The organism is Enterovirga sp. (genome assembly GCF_035325185.1).
Lineage (GTDB): Bacteria > Pseudomonadota > Alphaproteobacteria > Rhizobiales > Beijerinckiaceae > Enterovirga.
Map to the genome: position 1 here is coordinate 12,724 of NZ_DAOLAJ010000047.1, position 16,359 is coordinate 29,082.

Sequence of the window (16,359 nt, forward strand, 5' to 3'; positions counted from 1 at the left end):
CCGGCTCGCTTGAGGAGAACGGCCAAGTTCGGCTAAAGGCTCGCGGCTCCTTATTTTCGAAGATCACAGATCGCAACACGCTCCGCGCGGAGGGAATGCACTTGGACAATATCGGCGTCTTCAACGCGGCCTTCGGCGCGGACAAGTTCGGCTTCCGAAACCTCGCCTCGGTCTCCTGGAACCTCGGGGCTCCCGTGCTCGTCGAGCGCTCGCTCGGGCGGGGCGAGGCCCATCTCATCCAGGGCGGCGCCCTCGCCGCCGAGACCGGCATCCACACCGGCCGCTCGCCGAAGGACAAGTTCGTCGTCCGCGACCAGGACACCGAGAACGACGTCTGGTGGGACAATAACGGCGCCATCAGCCGCGAGCAGTTCCAGACCCTGCTGGAGGATTTCCTGGCCCATGCCGAGGGCAAGTCGCTCTTCGCGCAGGACCTCTACGGCGGCGCCGATCCGGCCCACCGCGTCAAGACCCGCGTCTTCACCGAATATGCCTGGCACTCGCTCTTCATCCGCAACCTTCTCATCCGCCCGGATGCAAGCGAATTGGCGGATTTCCGGCCGACCCTCACCATCGTCGACCTTCCCTCCTTCAAGGCCGATCCGGCCCGGCACGGGGTCCGCTCCGACACGGTGATCGCCTGCGACTTCACGAACAACGTCATCCTGATCGGCGGCACCTCCTATGCCGGCGAGATCAAGAAATCGGTCTTCACCTACCTGAACTACACCTTGCCGGCGAAGAAGGTGATGCCGATGCATTGCTCGGCGAACCGGGCCGAGGACGGCTCCTCGGCCATCTTCTTCGGCCTCTCCGGCACGGGCAAGACCACGCTCTCGAACGATCCCGACCGCCCGCTGATCGGCGACGACGAGCACGGCTGGAGCAATCACGGCATCTTCAACTTCGAGGGCGGCTGCTACGCCAAGACCATCCGCCTCTCGCGCGAGGCCGAGCCCGAGATCTACGCGACGACCGAGCGCTTCGGCACGGTGCTGGAGAACGTGGTCTTCGATCCCCTGACCCGCGAGCCCGATTTCGACGACGCCTCGAAGACCGAGAACACGCGCTGCGCCTATCCGATCGACTTCATCCCGAACGCGGTCGCCTCGGGCCGGGCGGGCCATCCGAAGAACATCGTGATGCTGACCGCCGACGCCTTCGGCGTCCTGCCTCCCATCGCCAAGCTGACCCCGGCCGAGGCGATGTATCACTTCCTGTCCGGCTACACCGCCAAGGTCGCCGGCACCGAGAAGGGGCTGAAGGGGCCGGAGGCGACCTTCTCCACCTGTTTCGGCGCACCCTTCATGCCGCGCCACCCCTCCGTCTACGGCAACCTGCTGCGCGACCTGATCGGCCGCCACCATGTCGATTGCTGGCTCGTCAATACGGGCTGGACCGGCGGCGGCGTGAGCACGGGCGGGCGGCGCATGCCGATCCGCGTGACGCGGCGCCTCCTGACGGCCGCGCTCGACGGCTCGCTGGCCCGCGCCGATTACCGGCGCGATCCCTATTTCGGCTTCGCGGTCCCGACCTCGGTGCCGGGCGTCGAGCCGCACATCCTCTATCCGGTCAAGACCTGGCAGGACAAAGCCGCCTTCGCCGAGACGGCCAAGACGCTGCTGACGATGTTCCAGGAGAACTTCAAGCGCTTCGCCGACCATGTCGATGCCGACGTGCGCGCGGCCGAGCCGCACATGTCCATCGCCGCCTGAGGTGCCGGGCGCCGTCTTGCGCCGCATCATCGGCTCTGGCATAAGCCGCCCCTTCGAACCGCCCGGCCTTCAAGGGCTGCCGTGGCGGTTCGGCATGCTCCAGCAGCATCGAGGCGTCCCGGACGCGGCATCCGCCGCTTCTCCGCGCGGCGCATAATCGGCCTTGGGCCGGCAGGAGAGCGAAATGCCCAAGCTGAAGACCCATTCGGGCTCCAAGAAACGCTTCAAGATCTCGGGAAGCGGCAAGGTGATCATGGCCCAGGCCGGCAAGCGCCACGGCATGATCAAGCGGACCAACAAGCAGATCCGCAACCAGCGCGGCACCACCGTCATGTTCAAGGGCGATGCCGACAACGTGAAGAAGTTCTTTCTGCCGAACGGCTGACGCCGAAGCAGCACGCTTCTTCCCCTTCCCGAATCCAGGAGTTTTCTCATGGCCCGTGTCAAACGCGGCGTGACCAGCCACGCCAAGCACAAGAAGGTCCTCGACGCCGCCAAGGGCTATTACGGCCGGCGCAAGAACACGATCAGGGTCGCCAAACAGGCGGTCGAGAAGGCGATGCAATACGCCTATCGCGACCGCAAGAACCGCAAGCGCTCCTTCCGCGCCCTCTGGATCCAGCGCCTGAACGCCGCCGCCCGCGAGCACGGCCTGACCTATTCGCGCCTCATCGACGGCATGGCCAAGGCCGGCGTGACGGTGGACCGCAAGGTCCTCTCCGACATCGCCATCCACGACGCCCCGGCCTTCGCCGCGATCGTCGAGAAGGCCAAGGCCGCCCTGCCAGCCGAGGTGGTCAAGGCCGCCTGAGGCTGCTACGCCCCATCCTTCTCCCGCAAGGGGAGAGGGATTTGCGGAGAGCATGGCGATGCGCCTGATGCAGGCTGATCCATGCAGGGGCTGACCGCCGAGCTTCTGCGCGGCCTCTGGTACGTGGCCGCGCCCGGCAAGGCCGTGGGTCGCGGCAAGATGCTGCCCAAGACGCTTCTCGGCGAGCCGGTCCTGATCGCGCGCGACAAGCAGGGCGCGGTCTTCGCGATCCGGGACAACTGCCCGCATCGCGGCATCCCGCTGCGCTACGGCAAGTTCGACGGCGAGACCGTCCAGTGCTGCTATCACGGCTGGCGCTTCGACCGCACCGGCACCTGCACCGAGGTGCCCTCGCTGCGCGAGGAGCAGCAGGTCGAGTTCGGCCGCATCAAATGCGGCGCCTATGCCTGCGTGGAGCAGCAGGGCCTGATCTGGATCTATTTCCCCAAGGACGGCGAGACCCCTGAGGAAGGCGGCCAGCCCGAGCCGCCGCGGATGCCCCATTTCGCCGACGACGTCGCCCCGACGCTCGGCATCATGCTGCCCTTCCCGTGCTCGACGGACCATGCCGCCTTCGGCCTCATGGACCCGACGCACGCGGCCTTCGTCCATACCTCGTGGTGGTTCAAGAAGGACGCGACGAAGCTCCGGCCGAAGGAGAAGCATTTCGAGCCCTCGGAACTCGGCTGGCGCATGGTGCGCCACAAGCTGCCGCCGCAGAACCTCGTCTACAAGCTGCTCGGCAAGGACGTGGAGACGGAGATCTCCTACAGGCTGCCGGGCCTGCGCATCGAGGAGGTGCACGGCGACCGGCACGCCGTCGTCGGGCTCACGGCCATCACGCCGGTCACGGACGGGGAGACCGAGGTCTACCAGTTCTTCTGGACGACGCCCGCCTGGGTGCCTTTCGTGCGGCCGCTCGCCCAGCATCTCATGACGGTCTTCCTCGACCAGGACCGCCGGGTCGTCGTGCAGCAGCGCGAGGGGCTGGTCCATCAGCCGCGGCTGATGCTCATCAACGACGCCGACACGCAGGCGCGCTGGTGGATGCGCGTCAAGGACGAGTGGAAGGGCGCACAGGCCGAGGGCCGGCCCTTCGCCAATCCGCTGGTGCCGCGGACCCTGCGCTGGCGAAGCTGACGCCGCGTCTGCGATTTTCTCGACATCGCGCGGCGCGCGTGCCAGAAGCCGGGCTCTTCAGACACGACCCCACGATGACCGATCTCGCGACCCTGGAACGCGACCTGCTGGCGCAGGTCGAGGCAGCCCCCGACGACACCGCCCTGGAGACGCTCCGCGTCTCCGCCCTCGGCAAGAAGGGCTCGGTCTCGGAGCTTCTCAAGACGCTTGGGCGCATGACGCCGGAGGAGCGCAAGGTCCGGGGGCCGCTGATCAACGGGCTGCGCGACGCGGTGCAGGGGGCGATCGCCGCGCGGCGCGAGACCCTCCAGGCGGCGGCGCTCGCCGCGCGCCTCGCCTCGGAGCGCATCGACGTCACGCTGCCGGTGCGGCCGGCCCCTGAGGTCGCGGGGCGCATCCATCCCATCAGCCAGGTGGTGGAGGAGATCACGGCGATCTTCGCCGATATGGGCTTCTCGGTGGCCGAGGGGCCCGACATCGAGACGGACGAGCTGAACTTCACCGCGCTGAACTTCCCCGAGGGGCATCCGGCGCGCGAGATGCACGACACCTTCTTCCTGCGGCCCGACGCGCTCGGCCGCCGCAAGGTGCTGCGCACGCATACCTCGCCGGTCCAGATCAGGACGATGCGCGCCAAGGCGCCGCCGATCCGCGTGATCATTCCCGGCCGGACCTATCGTCACGATTCGGACCAGACGCATACGCCGATGTTCCATCAGGTCGAGGGCCTCGTCATCGACGACAAGGCGACCATCGCGAACATGCGCTGGGTGCTGGAGGAGTTCTGCCGCGCCTTCTTCGAGGTGGAGGAGGTGAAGATGCGCTTCCGGCCGTCCTTCTTCCCCTTCACCGAGCCCTCGGCCGAGGTGGACATCCAGTGCTCGCGCCGCGGCGACGAGATCCGCTTCGGCGAGGGGACCGACTGGCTGGAGATCCTCGGCTGCGGCATGGTGCATCCGAACGTGCTGCGCAATTGCGGCCTCGATCCCGACCGCGTCCAGGGCTTCGCCTGGGGCATGGGCATCGACCGCATCGCCATGCTGAAATACGGCATGCCGGACCTGCGCGCCTTCTTCGACGCGGATGTGCGCTGGCTCGATCATTACGGCTTCCGCCCGCTCGACATGCCGACGCTGGCCGGCGGGCTGACGGGGTGATGTCTCCGCAAACTCCAACCGGCCCTCTCCCCCCTTGTGGGGGAGAGCTGGAGAGGGGGGGCGCGACGTCGACGCGGATGCGCAACCATGCGCGCCGCCTGCGGCGTGACCTGACGCCGGCCGAGCGCCGCCTCTGGCACAGCCTGCGCGCGCATCGCTTCGCGGCGCTCGGCTTCCGCCGTCAGGCGCCGATAGGACCCTACATCGCCGATTTCATCTGCCACGCCGCGCGGCTCGTCGTCGAGATCGACGGCGCGCAGCACGGCTTCGACGACGGCCTCGCCAGGGACGCGGCTCGCGATGCCTGGTTCGCCTCGGAAGGCTACCGGGTCCTGCGCTTCTGGAACGGCCAGGTCCTTCACGAGCATGCGAGCGTGCTCGACACCATCTACGCCGCGATCGAACGACACTCATGAAATTCACCCTCTCCTGGCTCAAAGAGCACCTCGACACCTCCGCCACCCTCGACGAGATCACCGACGCGCTGACGCGGATCGGGCTCGAGGTGGAACGCGTCGAGGACAAGGCGAAGGCGCTCGCCCCCTACGTGATCGCCTCCGTGATCTCCGCCGAGCAGCATCCCAATGCGGATCGCCTCCGCGTCTGCCGCGTCGATCTCGGCGCGGGCGGGCCGATCCAGGTGGTTTGCGGTGCGCCGAATGCGCGGGCCGGCATGAAGGGCGTCTTCGCGCCGCCGGGCACCTATGTGCCCGGCAAGAACATCACCCTCGCCGTGGTCCAGGTGCGCGGCGTCGAGAGCGCCGGCATGCTGTGCTCAGGCGCGGAACTCGAAGTGTCGGACGATCACGACGGCATCATCGAGCTGCCGGCAGATGCGCCGGTCGGGCGGCCCTATGCCGAATGGGCCGGGCTCGGCGATCCGCTCATCGAGATCAACCTGACGCCGAACCGGCCCGACTGCACCTCCGTCCGCGGCATCGCGCGCGACCTCGCCGCGGCGGGAATCGGCACGCTGAAGCCCGACCCTGCCGAGCCCGTCCGGGGCTCCTATCCCTGCCCCGTGCCGCTGGCGCTCGATTTCGCCGAGAACGACCGGCATCTGTGCCCGGCCTTCGCGCTGCGTTTCGTGCGGGGCGTGACGAACGGCCCCTCGCCCGAATGGCTCCAGCGCCGCCTCGTGTCGATCGGCCTTCGGCCGATCAACCGGCTCGTCGACATCACGAACCTCCTCACCTTCGACCGGGGGCGGCCGCTGCACGTCTTCGACGCGGCCAAGGTGCGGGGCGGGCTCGCCGTGCGCCGGGCGCGCGAGGGAGAGGAGATCCTCGCCCTCGACGGCCGGACCTACAAGCTCGATCCCGAGATCGTCGTCATCGCCGACGAGAACGGCCCGGAATCCATCGCCGGCGTCATGGGCGGCGAGCATTCGGGCTGTGACGAGGGGACGACGGACGTCCTCATCGAATCCGCGCTCTGGCACCCGCTCAACATCGCCCAGACGGGGCGGCGGCTCGGCATCATCACCGATGCCCGCTACCGCTTCGAGCGCGGCGTCGATCCCGCCTTCACGCTGCCGGGTCTCGATCTCGCGACGCGCCTCGTCCTCGACCTGTGCGGCGGCGAGCCCTCCAAGATCGCTTTCGCGGGGGCGATCCCCGGTCCCGGAGGCGCGATCGATTTCCCCTGGGCCGAGGTGAAGCGCCTATCCGGCCTCGACCTGCCGCGCGCCGAGGCCGAGGCGATCCTGGAGAAGCTCGGCTTCGCGGTCTCCGGCTCCGGCGAGCGGGCGCAGGTCGTGGCGCCCTCCTGGCGCCCGGATATCGAGGGCAAGGCCGACCTCGTCGAGGAGGTCATCCGCATTGCCGGGCTCGACCGGGTCGCGGCGCAGCCGCTGGCGCGGCTCGACGGCGGCGTGATCAGGCCGGTCCTCACCGTGCTCCAGCGCCGGACCTTCGCTGCGAGGCGCGAGCTGGCCGCGCGCGGCATGGTCGAGGCGGTCACCTGGTCCTTCATCGCACATGAGGAGGCGGAACTGTTCGGGGGCGGGGCGGAGACGCTGCAACTGGCCAACCCCATCGCCTCCGACCTGTCCGACATGCGCCCGAGCCTCCTGCCGGGCCTGCTCAAGGCGGCCGGGCGCAATGCGGATCGCGGCTTTGCCGATGTCGCCCTGTTCGAGGTCGGCCAGTGCTTCGCGAGCGACGAGCCGGAGGGCCAGACGATGCGGGCGTCGGGCCTGCGCCGCGGGACCGCGCGCCAGGGCGGTGCCGGCCGCCACTGGGACGGCACGACACGCGCCGTGGACGCCTTCGACGCGAAGGCGGACGCCGAGGCGCTGCTTGCAGGCCTCGGCCTGCCCATGGCCGGGTTGATGGTGACGGCCGGCGGCCCCGGCTGGCTCCATCCGGGTCGCTCGGGAACCTTGTCCTTCGGGCCGAAGACGATCGTCGGCCATTTCGGCGAGGTGCATCCGGCCGTAATGGCGAAGCTCGACCTCAAGGGCTCGGCCGTCGTCTTCGAGATCACGCTCGACGCCCTGCCGCCGCCGAAGGAGCGGCCGACCAGGATGAAGCCGAAGCTCGTCCTCTCGGATCTCCAGCCCGTGCGGCGCGACTTCGCCTTCGTGCTCGACCGCAAGGTGCCGGCCGGCGACCTCGTGCGGGCGGTGGGCAATGTCGACCGCAACCTCATTGCGGCCACGAGCGTTTTCGACCTGTACGAAGGGCCGGGCGTCGGCGAGGGCCGGAAGTCGGTCGCCATCGAAGTCACGCTCCAGCCCCGCGGGAAGACGCTCACGGACCAGGAGATCGAAGCCGTGTCGAAGAAGATCGTCGAGGCCGCCGCCAAGCGTGCCGGCGCGGTGCTCCGCGCATGAGCGGGCCGGACGACATCCCCGCGGGCCCCGCCGGGCGCGCCCGGCTCGTCGAGGCCCTGTCGCGTGCGCGCGACCTGCCGGTCGAGGCGCTGGAGGAGGCGACGCTCCAGCCCGGCCGGATCGCCCCGGCCGTCCTCTCGGTCGCCGGGCGGGCGGCTGCGGGGGAGGAACTCGACGAGCGGGAGGCAAACCTCCTGTTCTGGGGCATCCATGTGCTCGCCCATGGCCGCGACGAGCGTCTTTTCGGCCCGCTGCTGCGGATCGCGCGGCGCGACGAGGAGGCGGTAGCGCGGCTTCTGGGGGATGCCGTCCCGGCGACCCTGCCGAGGCTCGCCGCCAGCACCTTCGACGGCGATGCCGATGCGCTGGAAGAGGCGATCCTCGATCCGAAGGCGGACGAGTTCGTCCGCTGGAGCCTGTTCGGCGCCTATGCCTATCTCGTCTTCGAGGGGCGCATTCCGCGCGGGCGGGCCCATGACTTCCTGGCGAGGTTCGACCGTGAGCGTCCCGCCCGCGCGGGCGATGCCGCCTGGACCGGCTGGGAGCAGGCGATCGCGCTTCTCGGCTTCTCCGACCTCCTGCCGCTGGTCGAGGCGGCGCGCCGGGATGCGCGGCTCCTGGAGGACGACGACCCGGAATGGTTCGCGCTGACGATGGCGGAGGCGGAAGCCTCGCCCGAGAACCCGGAGCGCTTCCACGACCAGGGCTTCGGCCATGTCGAGGACGTGGTGGGCGAGCTTGCCGAAGCCCTCGACGACCCGGAGGGCGAGGAGGCTTCGGAGCCGGCTCGCAACCCGAACCGGACCGTGGGCCGCAACGATCCGTGCCCCTGCGGCTCGGGCAAGAAGTTCAAGAAATGCTGCCTGGAGGCCGGCAATGACTGACGAGAAGGACGAGCGCCCGCGCGGCCCGGAGCCGATCGAGATTCCGCTCCAGGGTCCCGGCCCGTTCCAGCTCCCGATCTGCACGGATCTGAAGGATATCGGGCTCGGCGAGAGCCTTGCGGTCCTGCGCTTCGAGACGATCGAGCACCAGCGCGTCGATATTCCGATTCCCATCGGCATGCTGGTCGAGATCGGCGATGCCTGCGAGGAGGCCCTCCAGCACGCGATCCGGGCGCGGGACGGCGGCGAGACGGTGCAGTAGGGCGGCCGCGGTCAGGGGGCTCCCATCCCGCTCAGCGGGTTCGTCTCGTCCCAGCCGTAGCGCAGGGTCTCGAAACGCATCGAGAGCGCATCGACCATCAGCAGGCGCCCGACCAGCCCCTCGCCGAAGCCCACGATCTCCCGGATCACCTCGAGCGCCATCATCGCGCCCATGATCCCGGCCAGCGCGCCGAGGATGCCGGCCTCGGCGCAGGTCGGGACGGAGCCGGGCGGCGGACGGTCGGGGAAAAGGCAGCGATAGGTGGGATTGGGACGCCCGTCCGGGCCTCTCTCGTGCGCCCGGATGGTGGTGAGGGAGGCGTCGAACTGCCCGAGCGCCGCGGTCACGAGGGGCCTTCCTTCGTGGAAGCAGGCATCGGAGACGGCGTAGCGGGTCTCGAAATTGTCCGACCCATCGGCCACGACATCATAGCCGACGACGATCTCGCGCGCGTTTTCCTGCGTCAGTCGCATCGGATGGGCCGCGACCGCGACATGGGGATTCAGCCGCCGGACGGCGTCCCGCGCGCTCTCGACCTTGGGGCGGCGCAGGTCGGGCGTCCCGTGCAGGACCTGCCGCTGGAGGTTCGACAGCGAGACCGTGTCGTCATCGAGGATGCCGAGGGTGCCGATCCCGGCCGCGGCGAGATACTGGAGCAGCGGCGAGCCGAGGCCGCCCGCGCCGATGACGAGCACTCGCGCCGCGCCGAGCTTCGCCTGGCCGGGTCCGCCGACGTCGCGCAGCACGATGTGGCGGGCATAGCGTTCGATCTCTTCGGGGGAGAGGGCCATGCCCCTCAGTCACATGGAGGGGCCTGCGGTTCAAGCGCGTCCGCTGCCGCGGCTCGCGCGCTCCTGCTTCAGGCGGACGCGCTCGCGATGGGCGGTATAGAGGCCGCTCCCGATGATCACCGTCGCCCCGGCCCAGGTCCAATGATCGGGCAGGTTGCCGAAGATCAGGTAGCCGAAGAAGGTCGACCAGATGAGCTGGACGTAGCTGAAGGGGGCGAGGAGCGAGGCCGGCGCGCGCTGGAAGGCGAGGACGGTGAGATATTGCCCGGCGGTCGCGGCGATGGCGACGAGCATTCCGAGCCCAGCCTCGCGCCAGGTCGGCACGACGAAGACGGGCGCCACCGCGACGCTGAGCGCGGCGAATCCGACGATGGCCGCGTAGCACATGGCCGTCCAGGCGCGGTCGATGCCGGCGAGCTTGCGCGTGAGGACCACGCCCATGGCCCAGCTCGCCGCCGAGAGCATCGGAAAGAGCGCCGCCGGGCCGAAGGTGCCGGTGCCGGGCCGGACCACGATCAGCACCCCGACCAGCCCGACCCCGATCGCCGCCCAGCGCCTGAGCCCCACCTGCTCGCCGAGGAGCGGAATCGACAGCGCCGTGACGAGCATCGGCGAGACGAAGTTGAGGGTCGTCGCCGAGGCGAGGGGGAGTGCGGAGAGGCCGAGGATGAAGAGCAGGCTCGAGAAGAGCAGGCAAAAGGCGCGGGCCGTCTGAAGGACCGGCCGCCGCGAGCGCAGGATCTCGCCCCGGCTATAGGCGATGATGGGCGAGACGATCGCCAGGAAGCCGAGCCAGCGCATCCAGGCGATCTCGATGACCGGGATGGTGGGAGTCAGGTATTTCGCGGTCGCGTCGGAGATCCCGAAGACGAAGCCGGCGCAGATGACGATGAGGATTCCGCCGAGCGGCCGGTCGAGCGGCGCCGGGGCATGGATCGGCGGCTGCGGGTGAAGAGTGGGGACGGGCACGGCATCGCCGGTTCAGGAGGAGGCGGCTCCATAGCAGCGCGGGATGATTCGGGTAGGGAGCGCGGCGCATGGCGGCCAGTCCCCTGCGGGACGCAGACCGAAGACGGTTGAGACAATCAGGGCCGCGACGGCGCCTCGTTTTTCGGCTATGCGCCTGCGCCATGCTGTCCAGCCTCGCTCTTTCCCGCCCCGCCCGCGCCCTGCGGGCCGGCCTCCTGACGGCCTCCCTGTGCGTCGCGGCGCCCGCTCTCTGCGCCCCTCCCGCTTTCGCCCAGGGGGTATCCCATGTGGCAGGGACCGGGATCGGCCTCGCGCCCCCCAAGGGGATGCGCCCGTCCAAGACCTTTTCGGGCTTCGAGAGCCCCGAGACGGGCGCCTCGATCCTGGTCGGGGAATTGCCGGCCGAAGCCTATCCGGCGATTCTCGCGACCTTCACCCCGGAGGGGCTGGCCTCGAGCGGCTTGCAGGCCGCGGGCCCCGCGATCGACTGGAAGGTGGCCGGCGGCGAGGGCGGGCGGCTGATCCGTGGGCGGCAGACGGCCTATGGGACGGTGTTCCGCAAATGGGTGCTGCTCGCCAAGGGCCCCGCCAACACCGTGATGATCACCGTCCAGGTGCCCGACGCGAAGAGCGCCGCCCTCCCGGACGCCGCCGTGGAAGGCGCCCTGAAGACGATCTCGCTCAAGGCGCCCCCCAGCCTGGAGGAGCAGGTTTCCTCCCTGCCGTTCAGGATCGGCAACCGGGCGGGGTTCCGGCTCGTCCGGGTGATCTCGGGCTCGGGATTGCTTCTGACCGAAGGTCCGCGGGACGCCATCCCGGACGCCTCGCAGCCGGTCGTGATCGTCGCCAGCGCGGTCGGCGCGGTCGGAGCGCACGACAAGGCCGAGCGCGAGGCGCTCGCGGAACGGGCATTCTCCTCGATCGCCGGCGTCAGCGACGTGTCGGTAGCCTCCCGGTCGATGACCGACAAGGACGGCGCGAGCTGGAGCCGGATCGAGGGACGTGGAACCTATCGGGCCAGCCAGGAAGCGGTGAGCACGCTGCAACTGATGCGTTTCGACAAGACCGGCTACATCCGAATCGTCGCGATCGCGAGCTCTCTCGACCGGGACAAGATCGTCCCGCGGGTCGAGGCCCTCGCCGCCTCCATCGCTCCCCGGTAGCCGGCGCCTTCGCGGGCGGCCTCGATCCTTCGGCCTATTGCCGGGACGGCTGCGCGTGCTACGGATGGAGGACAAGGCCGGCGGTAGATCGGCCTGGGCTCCGGGAGGAACGATGGCGTCCGTTACCATCAACGACGTTCGGAAAGCCTATGGCTCGACGAAGATCCTGCACGGGGTCTCGGTCGATATCAGGGACGGCGAGTTCGTCATCCTGGTCGGGCCGTCGGGCTGCGGGAAATCGACGCTGCTGCGCATGATCGCCGGGCTCGAGAACATCTCGGGCGGGGAGATCAAGATCGGCAACCGCGTCGTCAACGACGTCCCGCCCAAGGAGCGGGACATCGCCATGGTGTTCCAGAACTACGCGCTCTATCCGCATATGACGGTGCGCGACAACATGGCCTTCTCGCTGAAGCTCAGGAAGGCGCCCGCGGAGGAAATTGACAAGCGCGTGAGCCAGGCGGCCGGCATCCTGGGCCTCGGCAAGATGCTCGACCGCTATCCGCGCCAGCTTTCGGGCGGCCAGCGCCAGCGCGTCGCCATGGGGCGCGCCATCGTCCGCGATCCGCAGGTCTTCCTGTTCGACGAGCCGCTCTCGAATCTCGACGCGAAGCTGCGCGTCGCGATGCGCACCGAGATCAAGGAACTGCACCAGCGCCTGAAGACGACGACCGTCTACGTGACGCACGACCAGATCGAGGCCATGACGATGGCTGACCGGATCGTGGTCATGCATGACGGCAATGTCGAGCAGATCGGCGCGCCGCTCGATCTCTACGACAATCCGGCCAATCTCTTCGTGGCGGGCTTCATCGGCTCGCCGGCGATGAACTTCATTCCCGGCAAGCTCGGCAGCGGAAACGAGTTCGTGGCCGATGGCGGATTCACGGTGCCGCTGTCCCGGCGCCCGTCCGGCCAGGACGGAAAGGCGCTGATCCTCGGCATCCGGCCCGAGCACTTCCAGCCCGCCGCGGAAGGCATTCCGGTCAAGGTCGTCGTCGTCGAGCCGACCGGCTCGGAGACCCTGCTCTCGGTCAAGGCGGGCACGCAGGAAATGCTCTGCGTCTTCCGCGAGCGGGTGCTGCCCAAGCCCGGCGAGACCATCCACGTCCAGCCGGACCAGAGCGTCCTTCACCTTTTCGACCAGGCGACGGGGCAGAGGATCTGAGATTCCGCGGGAGGCAGCCGCGCTCGGACCACATGACAGGAGAGACTTGATGAGCTTCAATCGGCGCGATCTGCTCGCGACCGGCCTTGTCGCCGGAACCCTGCCGCTGCTCGGAGCGCAGCCCGGCCTCGCCCAGGCCCCGAGCTACAAGCCGGAAGCGGGCGCGAGCCTGCGCGTGTTGCGCTGGGCGCCCTTCGTGAAGGGCGACGAGGAATCCTGGATCGCCAATACCAAGAAATTCACCGAGGCCACCGGCGTCGCCGTGCGCATCGACAAGGAGAGCTGGGAGGACATCCGGCCGAAGGCGGCGACGGCAGCGACCGCGGGCTCGGGTCCCGACGTCATGCTCGTCTGGTTCGACGATCCCTTCCAGTACCCTGACAAGCTGCTCGAGGTGACGGACGTCGCCAACGATCTCGGCAAGAGATATGGCGGCTGGTTCCCGGGGCTCGAATCCTACGGCCGGCTCGGCGACAAGTTCATCGCCCTGCCGCTCGCGACGATCGGCAATGCGATCTGCTATCGCGAATCGATGGTGAAGGCCGCCGGCTTCTCCGAGTTCCCCAGCGAGACCAAGGGCTTCCTCGAACTTGCCAAGGCGCTGAAGGCCAAGTCGAAGCCGATGGGCTTCGCCCATGGCAAGGCCGTCGGCGACGGCAACAACTATGCCCATTGGATCGTCTGGAGCCACGGCGGCAAGATGGTGGACGAGAAGGGCAAGGTCACCATCAATTCGGCCGAGACCATCGCCGGGCTGAAATATGCGCGCGAGCTTTACCAGCAGTTCATTCCGGGCACCGAATCGTGGCTGGACATCAACAACAACCGGGCTTTCCTGGCCGGCGACATCTCGGTCACGGCGAACGGCGTCTCGCTCTATTACTCCGCGAAGAACGATCCGAACCTGGCCGCCCTCGCCGAGGACATCAAGACCATCAAGCTTCCGGTCGGTCCCATCGGCAAGTCGGTCGAGCTCCACCAGACGACCGAATGCATCATCTTCAAGCACACCAAGTTCCCCAACGCGGCGAAGGCCTATCTGCAATTCATGTTCGAGAAGCCGCAGATGGATTCCTGGATCACGAATTCCTCGGCCTATTGCTGCCCGGCCCTGAAGAGCTTCATCGACAATCCCATCTGGACGTCCTCCCCGAACCACCTGGCCTACAAGACGGCGTCCGAGACCCTGCGTCCGAACGGCTATGCGGGGCCGCTCGGGCCGGGCTCGGCCGCGGCCATGGCGGATTACATCATGGTGGACATGGTGGCGGAGGCCGCGACCGGCCAGCGCACGCCGGAGGACGCGGCCAAGCGCGCCGAGCAGCGCGCCGTGCGCGCCTATCGCAACACCTGAGACGACCGGCGGGCGCGGCGAGGCGCCCGCCACCCCCTCCCCTCGGGGAGGACGAGCAACGGGAACCGGGACGAACGACCAGACCATGGCTCCATCAGCCCTGACCTCGGCCCCGGCCAAAAGGTCTCTTTGGCAGGATCTCGGCCATAGCCGCGCCTTCCTCGGCTTCGCCTTCATGGTGCCGGCGGCAGCGATCCTTCTTTTCTTCCTGACCTATCCGCTGGGCCTCGGCGTCTGGCTCGGCTTCACGGATGCGCGGCTGAACCGCCCGGGCGAGTTCATCGGGTTCGAGAACTACCAGTCGCTCTCGGGCGATCCCATCTTCTGGCTCTCGGTCTTCAACACGCTGCTCTACACCATCGCGGCCTCGATCGCGAAATTCGGGCTCGGCCTGTGGCTGGCCCTGATCCTGAACGAGAACCTGCCGTTCAAGTCGTTCTTCCGCGCGGTGGTGCTGCTGCCCTGGGTCGTGCCGACGGTGCTCTCGGCGCTGGCCTTCTGGTGGATCTTCGACAGCCAGTTCTCGATCATCTCCTGGGTCCTCATCAAGATCGGGCTGATCTCCTCGCCCATCAACTTCCTCGGCGATCCCACCAATGCGCGCCTGTCGGTGATCGCGGCCAATGTCTGGCGCGGCATTCCCTTCGTGGCCATCACGCTGCTGGCAGGATTGCAGACCATCTCGCCGTCCCTTCAGGAAGCGGCGACGCTCGACGGCGCCACCTCCTGGGAGCGGTTCCGCTTCATCACGCTGCCGCTGCTGACGCCGATCATCGCCGTGGTGATGACCTTCTCGGTGCTCTTCACCTTCACCGATTTCCAGCTCATCTGGGTGCTGACCCGCGGCGGCCCTCTCAACGCGACCCATCTCATGGCGACTCTCAGCTTCCAGCGCTTCTCGTCCGGGCAGCTCGGAGAGGGCGCGGCGATCGCGGTCGCGATGGTGCCCTTCCTTCTCGCCGCGATCCTGTTCTCCTATTTCGGCCTTCAGCGCCGCAAATGGCAGCAGGGGGGAGCCGACTGATGGCCGCCACCTCCTCCCGTGACGCGGATCTCGTGGACGACCGTGAGGGAATGACCTATCTGAACCGCCTGCCGCGGCGGATCCTGGTCATCTACCTGCCACTCGCGGTCTTCGTCTTCGTGCTGCTGTTTCCCTTCTATTGGATGGCGGTGACGACGCTGAAGCCGAATGCCGAGATGACCAATTTCAACGACTACAGCCCGTTCTGGCCCACGTCGCCGACCCTGCAGCACGTCAAATACCTGCTGACGGAGACGTCCTATCCGGGCTGGCTGTGGAATACGCTGCTCGTCGCGCTCGGCTCGACGATCCTGTCGCTCTTCTGCGCGGTGCTTGCCGCCTATGCAATCGAGCGCGTGCGCTTCAACGGCTCCCGGGTCACGGGGCTTCTGATCTTCCTCGCCTATCTCGTCCCGCCCTCGATCCTGTTCATCCCGCTGGCCTATATGACGATCCGACTCGGGATCTACGACAGCAAGATGGCGCTGATCCTGACCTATCCGACCTTCCTCGTGCCCTTCTGCACATGGCTTCTGATGGGTTATTTCCGCTCGATTCCCTACGAGCTGGAGGAATGTGCCCTGGTGGACGGTGCCTCGCGCTGGGAGATCCTGGTCAAGATCATGCTGCCGCTGGCCGTTCCGGGTCTGATCTCGGCAGGCATCTTCGCCTTCACGCTCTCGTGGAACGAGTTCATCTATGCGCTGACGCTGATCGGGTCCTCGGAGAACAAGACGGTCCCGGTCGGCGTCCTGACCGAGCTTGTGCGCGGGGACGTCTATGAATGGGGAGCACTGATGGCCGGCGCCCTTCTGGGCTCTCTGCCGGTAGTGATCCTGTATTCGTTCTTCGTCGACTACTACGTCTCGTCGATGACCGGCGCAGTGAAGGAGTGAGGGCGCGGCAGCGGGCAAGGCGCTTTTTTACCCGATCTTGTGTCAGGCCCTTGAAATGAGCGCCGGCTTGGGGCAAAGGAACGGCGTCGTCGCTGCCGAAGCGACGGCATGGATGCGGGTGTAGCTCAGGGGTAGAGCACAACCTTGCCAAGGTTGGGGTCGAGGGTTCGAATCCCTTCGCCCGCTCCA

Annotated in this window: 16 protein-coding genes and 1 tRNA gene; 15 read left to right on the forward strand and 2 right to left on the reverse strand. The window is 68.0% G+C overall.

Annotation, left to right across the window (positions count from 1 at the left end):
• The first annotated feature begins 101 nt into the window (after nt 1-101).
• The 9 genes from PKD06_RS11055 to PKD06_RS11095 all read left to right on the forward strand — a co-directional run bounded on the left by PKD06_RS11055 (nt 102) and on the right by PKD06_RS11095 (nt 8,805).
• Nucleotides 102-1,715, forward strand: a complete 1,614-nt coding sequence (locus PKD06_RS11055) for a phosphoenolpyruvate carboxykinase (RefSeq protein WP_324380230.1) — start codon at nt 102-104, stop codon at nt 1,713-1,715.
• Nucleotides 1,716-1,899: 184 nt separating this feature from the next.
• On the forward strand, nt 1,900-2,100 hold the full coding sequence (gene rpmI, locus PKD06_RS11060; RefSeq protein ID WP_324380231.1) for a 50S ribosomal protein L35: 201 nt from the start codon (nt 1,900-1,902) through the stop codon (nt 2,098-2,100).
• Nucleotides 2,101-2,148: 48 nt separating this feature from the next.
• On the forward strand, nt 2,149-2,526 hold the full coding sequence (gene rplT / locus PKD06_RS11065) for a 50S ribosomal protein L20 (RefSeq protein WP_324380232.1): 378 nt from the start codon (nt 2,149-2,151) through the stop codon (nt 2,524-2,526).
• An 81-nt stretch (nt 2,527-2,607) separates the two neighbouring features.
• Complete coding sequence (locus PKD06_RS11070; protein WP_324380233.1) at nt 2,608-3,666, forward strand: aromatic ring-hydroxylating dioxygenase subunit alpha; 1,059 nt, start codon at nt 2,608-2,610, stop codon at nt 3,664-3,666.
• A 74-nt stretch (nt 3,667-3,740) separates the two neighbouring features.
• Nucleotides 3,741-4,823 (forward strand): phenylalanine--tRNA ligase subunit alpha, encoded by a 1,083-nt coding sequence (gene pheS / locus PKD06_RS11075; RefSeq protein WP_324380234.1) that lies wholly within the window; start codon nt 3,741-3,743, stop codon nt 4,821-4,823.
• Nucleotides 4,824-4,900: 77 nt separating this feature from the next.
• Entirely contained in the window at nt 4,901-5,239 is a 339-nt protein-coding gene (locus PKD06_RS11080; RefSeq protein ID WP_324380235.1) for a DUF559 domain-containing protein, read from the forward strand.
• On the forward strand, nt 5,236-7,659 hold the full coding sequence (gene pheT / locus PKD06_RS11085) for a phenylalanine--tRNA ligase subunit beta (RefSeq protein WP_324380236.1): 2,424 nt from the start codon (nt 5,236-5,238) through the stop codon (nt 7,657-7,659). Before PKD06_RS11080 ends, pheT begins: the two co-directional genes overlap by 4 nt.
• Entirely contained in the window at nt 7,656-8,543 is an 888-nt protein-coding gene (locus PKD06_RS11090) for a DUF1186 domain-containing protein (protein ID WP_324380237.1), read from the forward strand. The genes pheT and PKD06_RS11090 overlap by 4 nt, the downstream gene beginning before the upstream one ends.
• On the forward strand, nt 8,536-8,805 hold the full coding sequence (locus PKD06_RS11095) for a hypothetical protein (protein WP_324380238.1): 270 nt from the start codon (nt 8,536-8,538) through the stop codon (nt 8,803-8,805). The genes PKD06_RS11090 and PKD06_RS11095 overlap by 8 nt, the downstream gene beginning before the upstream one ends.
• A gap of 11 nt (nt 8,806-8,816) precedes the next feature.
• Here PKD06_RS11095 and moeB read toward each other — a convergent pair whose 3' ends face one another.
• Nucleotides 8,817-9,596 (reverse strand): molybdopterin-synthase adenylyltransferase MoeB, encoded by a 780-nt coding sequence (moeB, locus tag PKD06_RS11100; protein WP_324380239.1) that lies wholly within the window; start codon nt 9,594-9,596, stop codon nt 8,817-8,819.
• Between the two features lie 30 nt (nt 9,597-9,626).
• Complete coding sequence (locus tag PKD06_RS11105) at nt 9,627-10,565, reverse strand: DMT family transporter (protein ID WP_324380240.1); 939 nt, start codon at nt 10,563-10,565, stop codon at nt 9,627-9,629.
• 161 nt (nt 10,566-10,726) lie between these two features.
• Here PKD06_RS11105 and PKD06_RS11110 point away from each other — a divergent pair, with 161 nt between their 5' ends.
• The 6 genes from PKD06_RS11110 (at nt 10,727) to PKD06_RS11135 (ending at nt 16,359) form a co-directional block, all read left to right on the forward strand.
• Nucleotides 10,727-11,728 carry a hypothetical protein gene (locus PKD06_RS11110; protein WP_324380241.1) on the forward strand — a complete coding sequence of 334 codons (1,002 nt, stop codon included), beginning with the start codon at nt 10,727-10,729 and terminating at the stop codon, nt 11,726-11,728.
• A gap of 112 nt (nt 11,729-11,840) precedes the next feature.
• Nucleotides 11,841-12,896, forward strand: a complete 1,056-nt coding sequence (gene ugpC / locus PKD06_RS11115) for a sn-glycerol-3-phosphate ABC transporter ATP-binding protein UgpC (RefSeq protein WP_324380242.1) — start codon at nt 11,841-11,843, stop codon at nt 12,894-12,896.
• Between the two features lie 49 nt (nt 12,897-12,945).
• On the forward strand, nt 12,946-14,250 hold the full coding sequence (locus PKD06_RS11120; RefSeq protein WP_324380243.1) for an ABC transporter substrate-binding protein: 1,305 nt from the start codon (nt 12,946-12,948) through the stop codon (nt 14,248-14,250).
• A gap of 175 nt (nt 14,251-14,425) precedes the next feature.
• Nucleotides 14,426-15,274, forward strand: a complete 849-nt coding sequence (locus PKD06_RS11125) for a sugar ABC transporter permease (protein WP_324380247.1) — start codon at nt 14,426-14,428, stop codon at nt 15,272-15,274.
• Nucleotides 15,274-16,170, forward strand: coding sequence for a carbohydrate ABC transporter permease (locus PKD06_RS11130; protein ID WP_324380244.1), 897 nt, complete (start codon nt 15,274-15,276; stop codon nt 16,168-16,170). The genes PKD06_RS11125 and PKD06_RS11130 overlap by 1 nt, the downstream gene beginning before the upstream one ends.
• Before the next feature lie 114 nt (nt 16,171-16,284).
• Nucleotides 16,285-16,359, forward strand: a tRNA-Gly gene (locus PKD06_RS11135).

Coding starts and splice junctions, on each gene's coding strand:
- rpmI (WP_324380231.1), top strand. CDS start 1,900: ATGCCCAAGCTGAAGACCCATTCGGGCTCCAAGAAACGCTTCAAGATC.
- rplT (WP_324380232.1), top strand. CDS start 2,149: ATGGCCCGTGTCAAACGCGGCGTGACCAGCCACGCCAAGCACAAGAAG.
- PKD06_RS11070 (WP_324380233.1), top strand. CDS start 2,608: ATGCAGGGGCTGACCGCCGAGCTTCTGCGCGGCCTCTGGTACGTGGCC.
- pheS (WP_324380234.1), top strand. CDS start 3,741: ATGACCGATCTCGCGACCCTGGAACGCGACCTGCTGGCGCAGGTCGAG.
- PKD06_RS11080 (WP_324380235.1), top strand. CDS start 4,901: ATGCGCAACCATGCGCGCCGCCTGCGGCGTGACCTGACGCCGGCCGAG.
- pheT (WP_324380236.1), top strand. CDS start 5,236: ATGAAATTCACCCTCTCCTGGCTCAAAGAGCACCTCGACACCTCCGCC.
- PKD06_RS11090 (WP_324380237.1), top strand. CDS start 7,656: ATGAGCGGGCCGGACGACATCCCCGCGGGCCCCGCCGGGCGCGCCCGG.
- PKD06_RS11095 (WP_324380238.1), top strand. CDS start 8,536: ATGACTGACGAGAAGGACGAGCGCCCGCGCGGCCCGGAGCCGATCGAG.
- moeB (WP_324380239.1), bottom strand. CDS start 9,596: ATGGCCCTCTCCCCCGAAGAGATCGAACGCTATGCCCGCCACATCGTG.
- PKD06_RS11110 (WP_324380241.1), top strand. CDS start 10,727: ATGCTGTCCAGCCTCGCTCTTTCCCGCCCCGCCCGCGCCCTGCGGGCC.
- ugpC (WP_324380242.1), top strand. CDS start 11,841: ATGGCGTCCGTTACCATCAACGACGTTCGGAAAGCCTATGGCTCGACG.
- PKD06_RS11120 (WP_324380243.1), top strand. CDS start 12,946: ATGAGCTTCAATCGGCGCGATCTGCTCGCGACCGGCCTTGTCGCCGGA.
- PKD06_RS11125 (WP_324380247.1), top strand. CDS start 14,426: ATGGTGCCGGCGGCAGCGATCCTTCTTTTCTTCCTGACCTATCCGCTG.
- PKD06_RS11130 (WP_324380244.1), top strand. CDS start 15,274: ATGGCCGCCACCTCCTCCCGTGACGCGGATCTCGTGGACGACCGTGAG.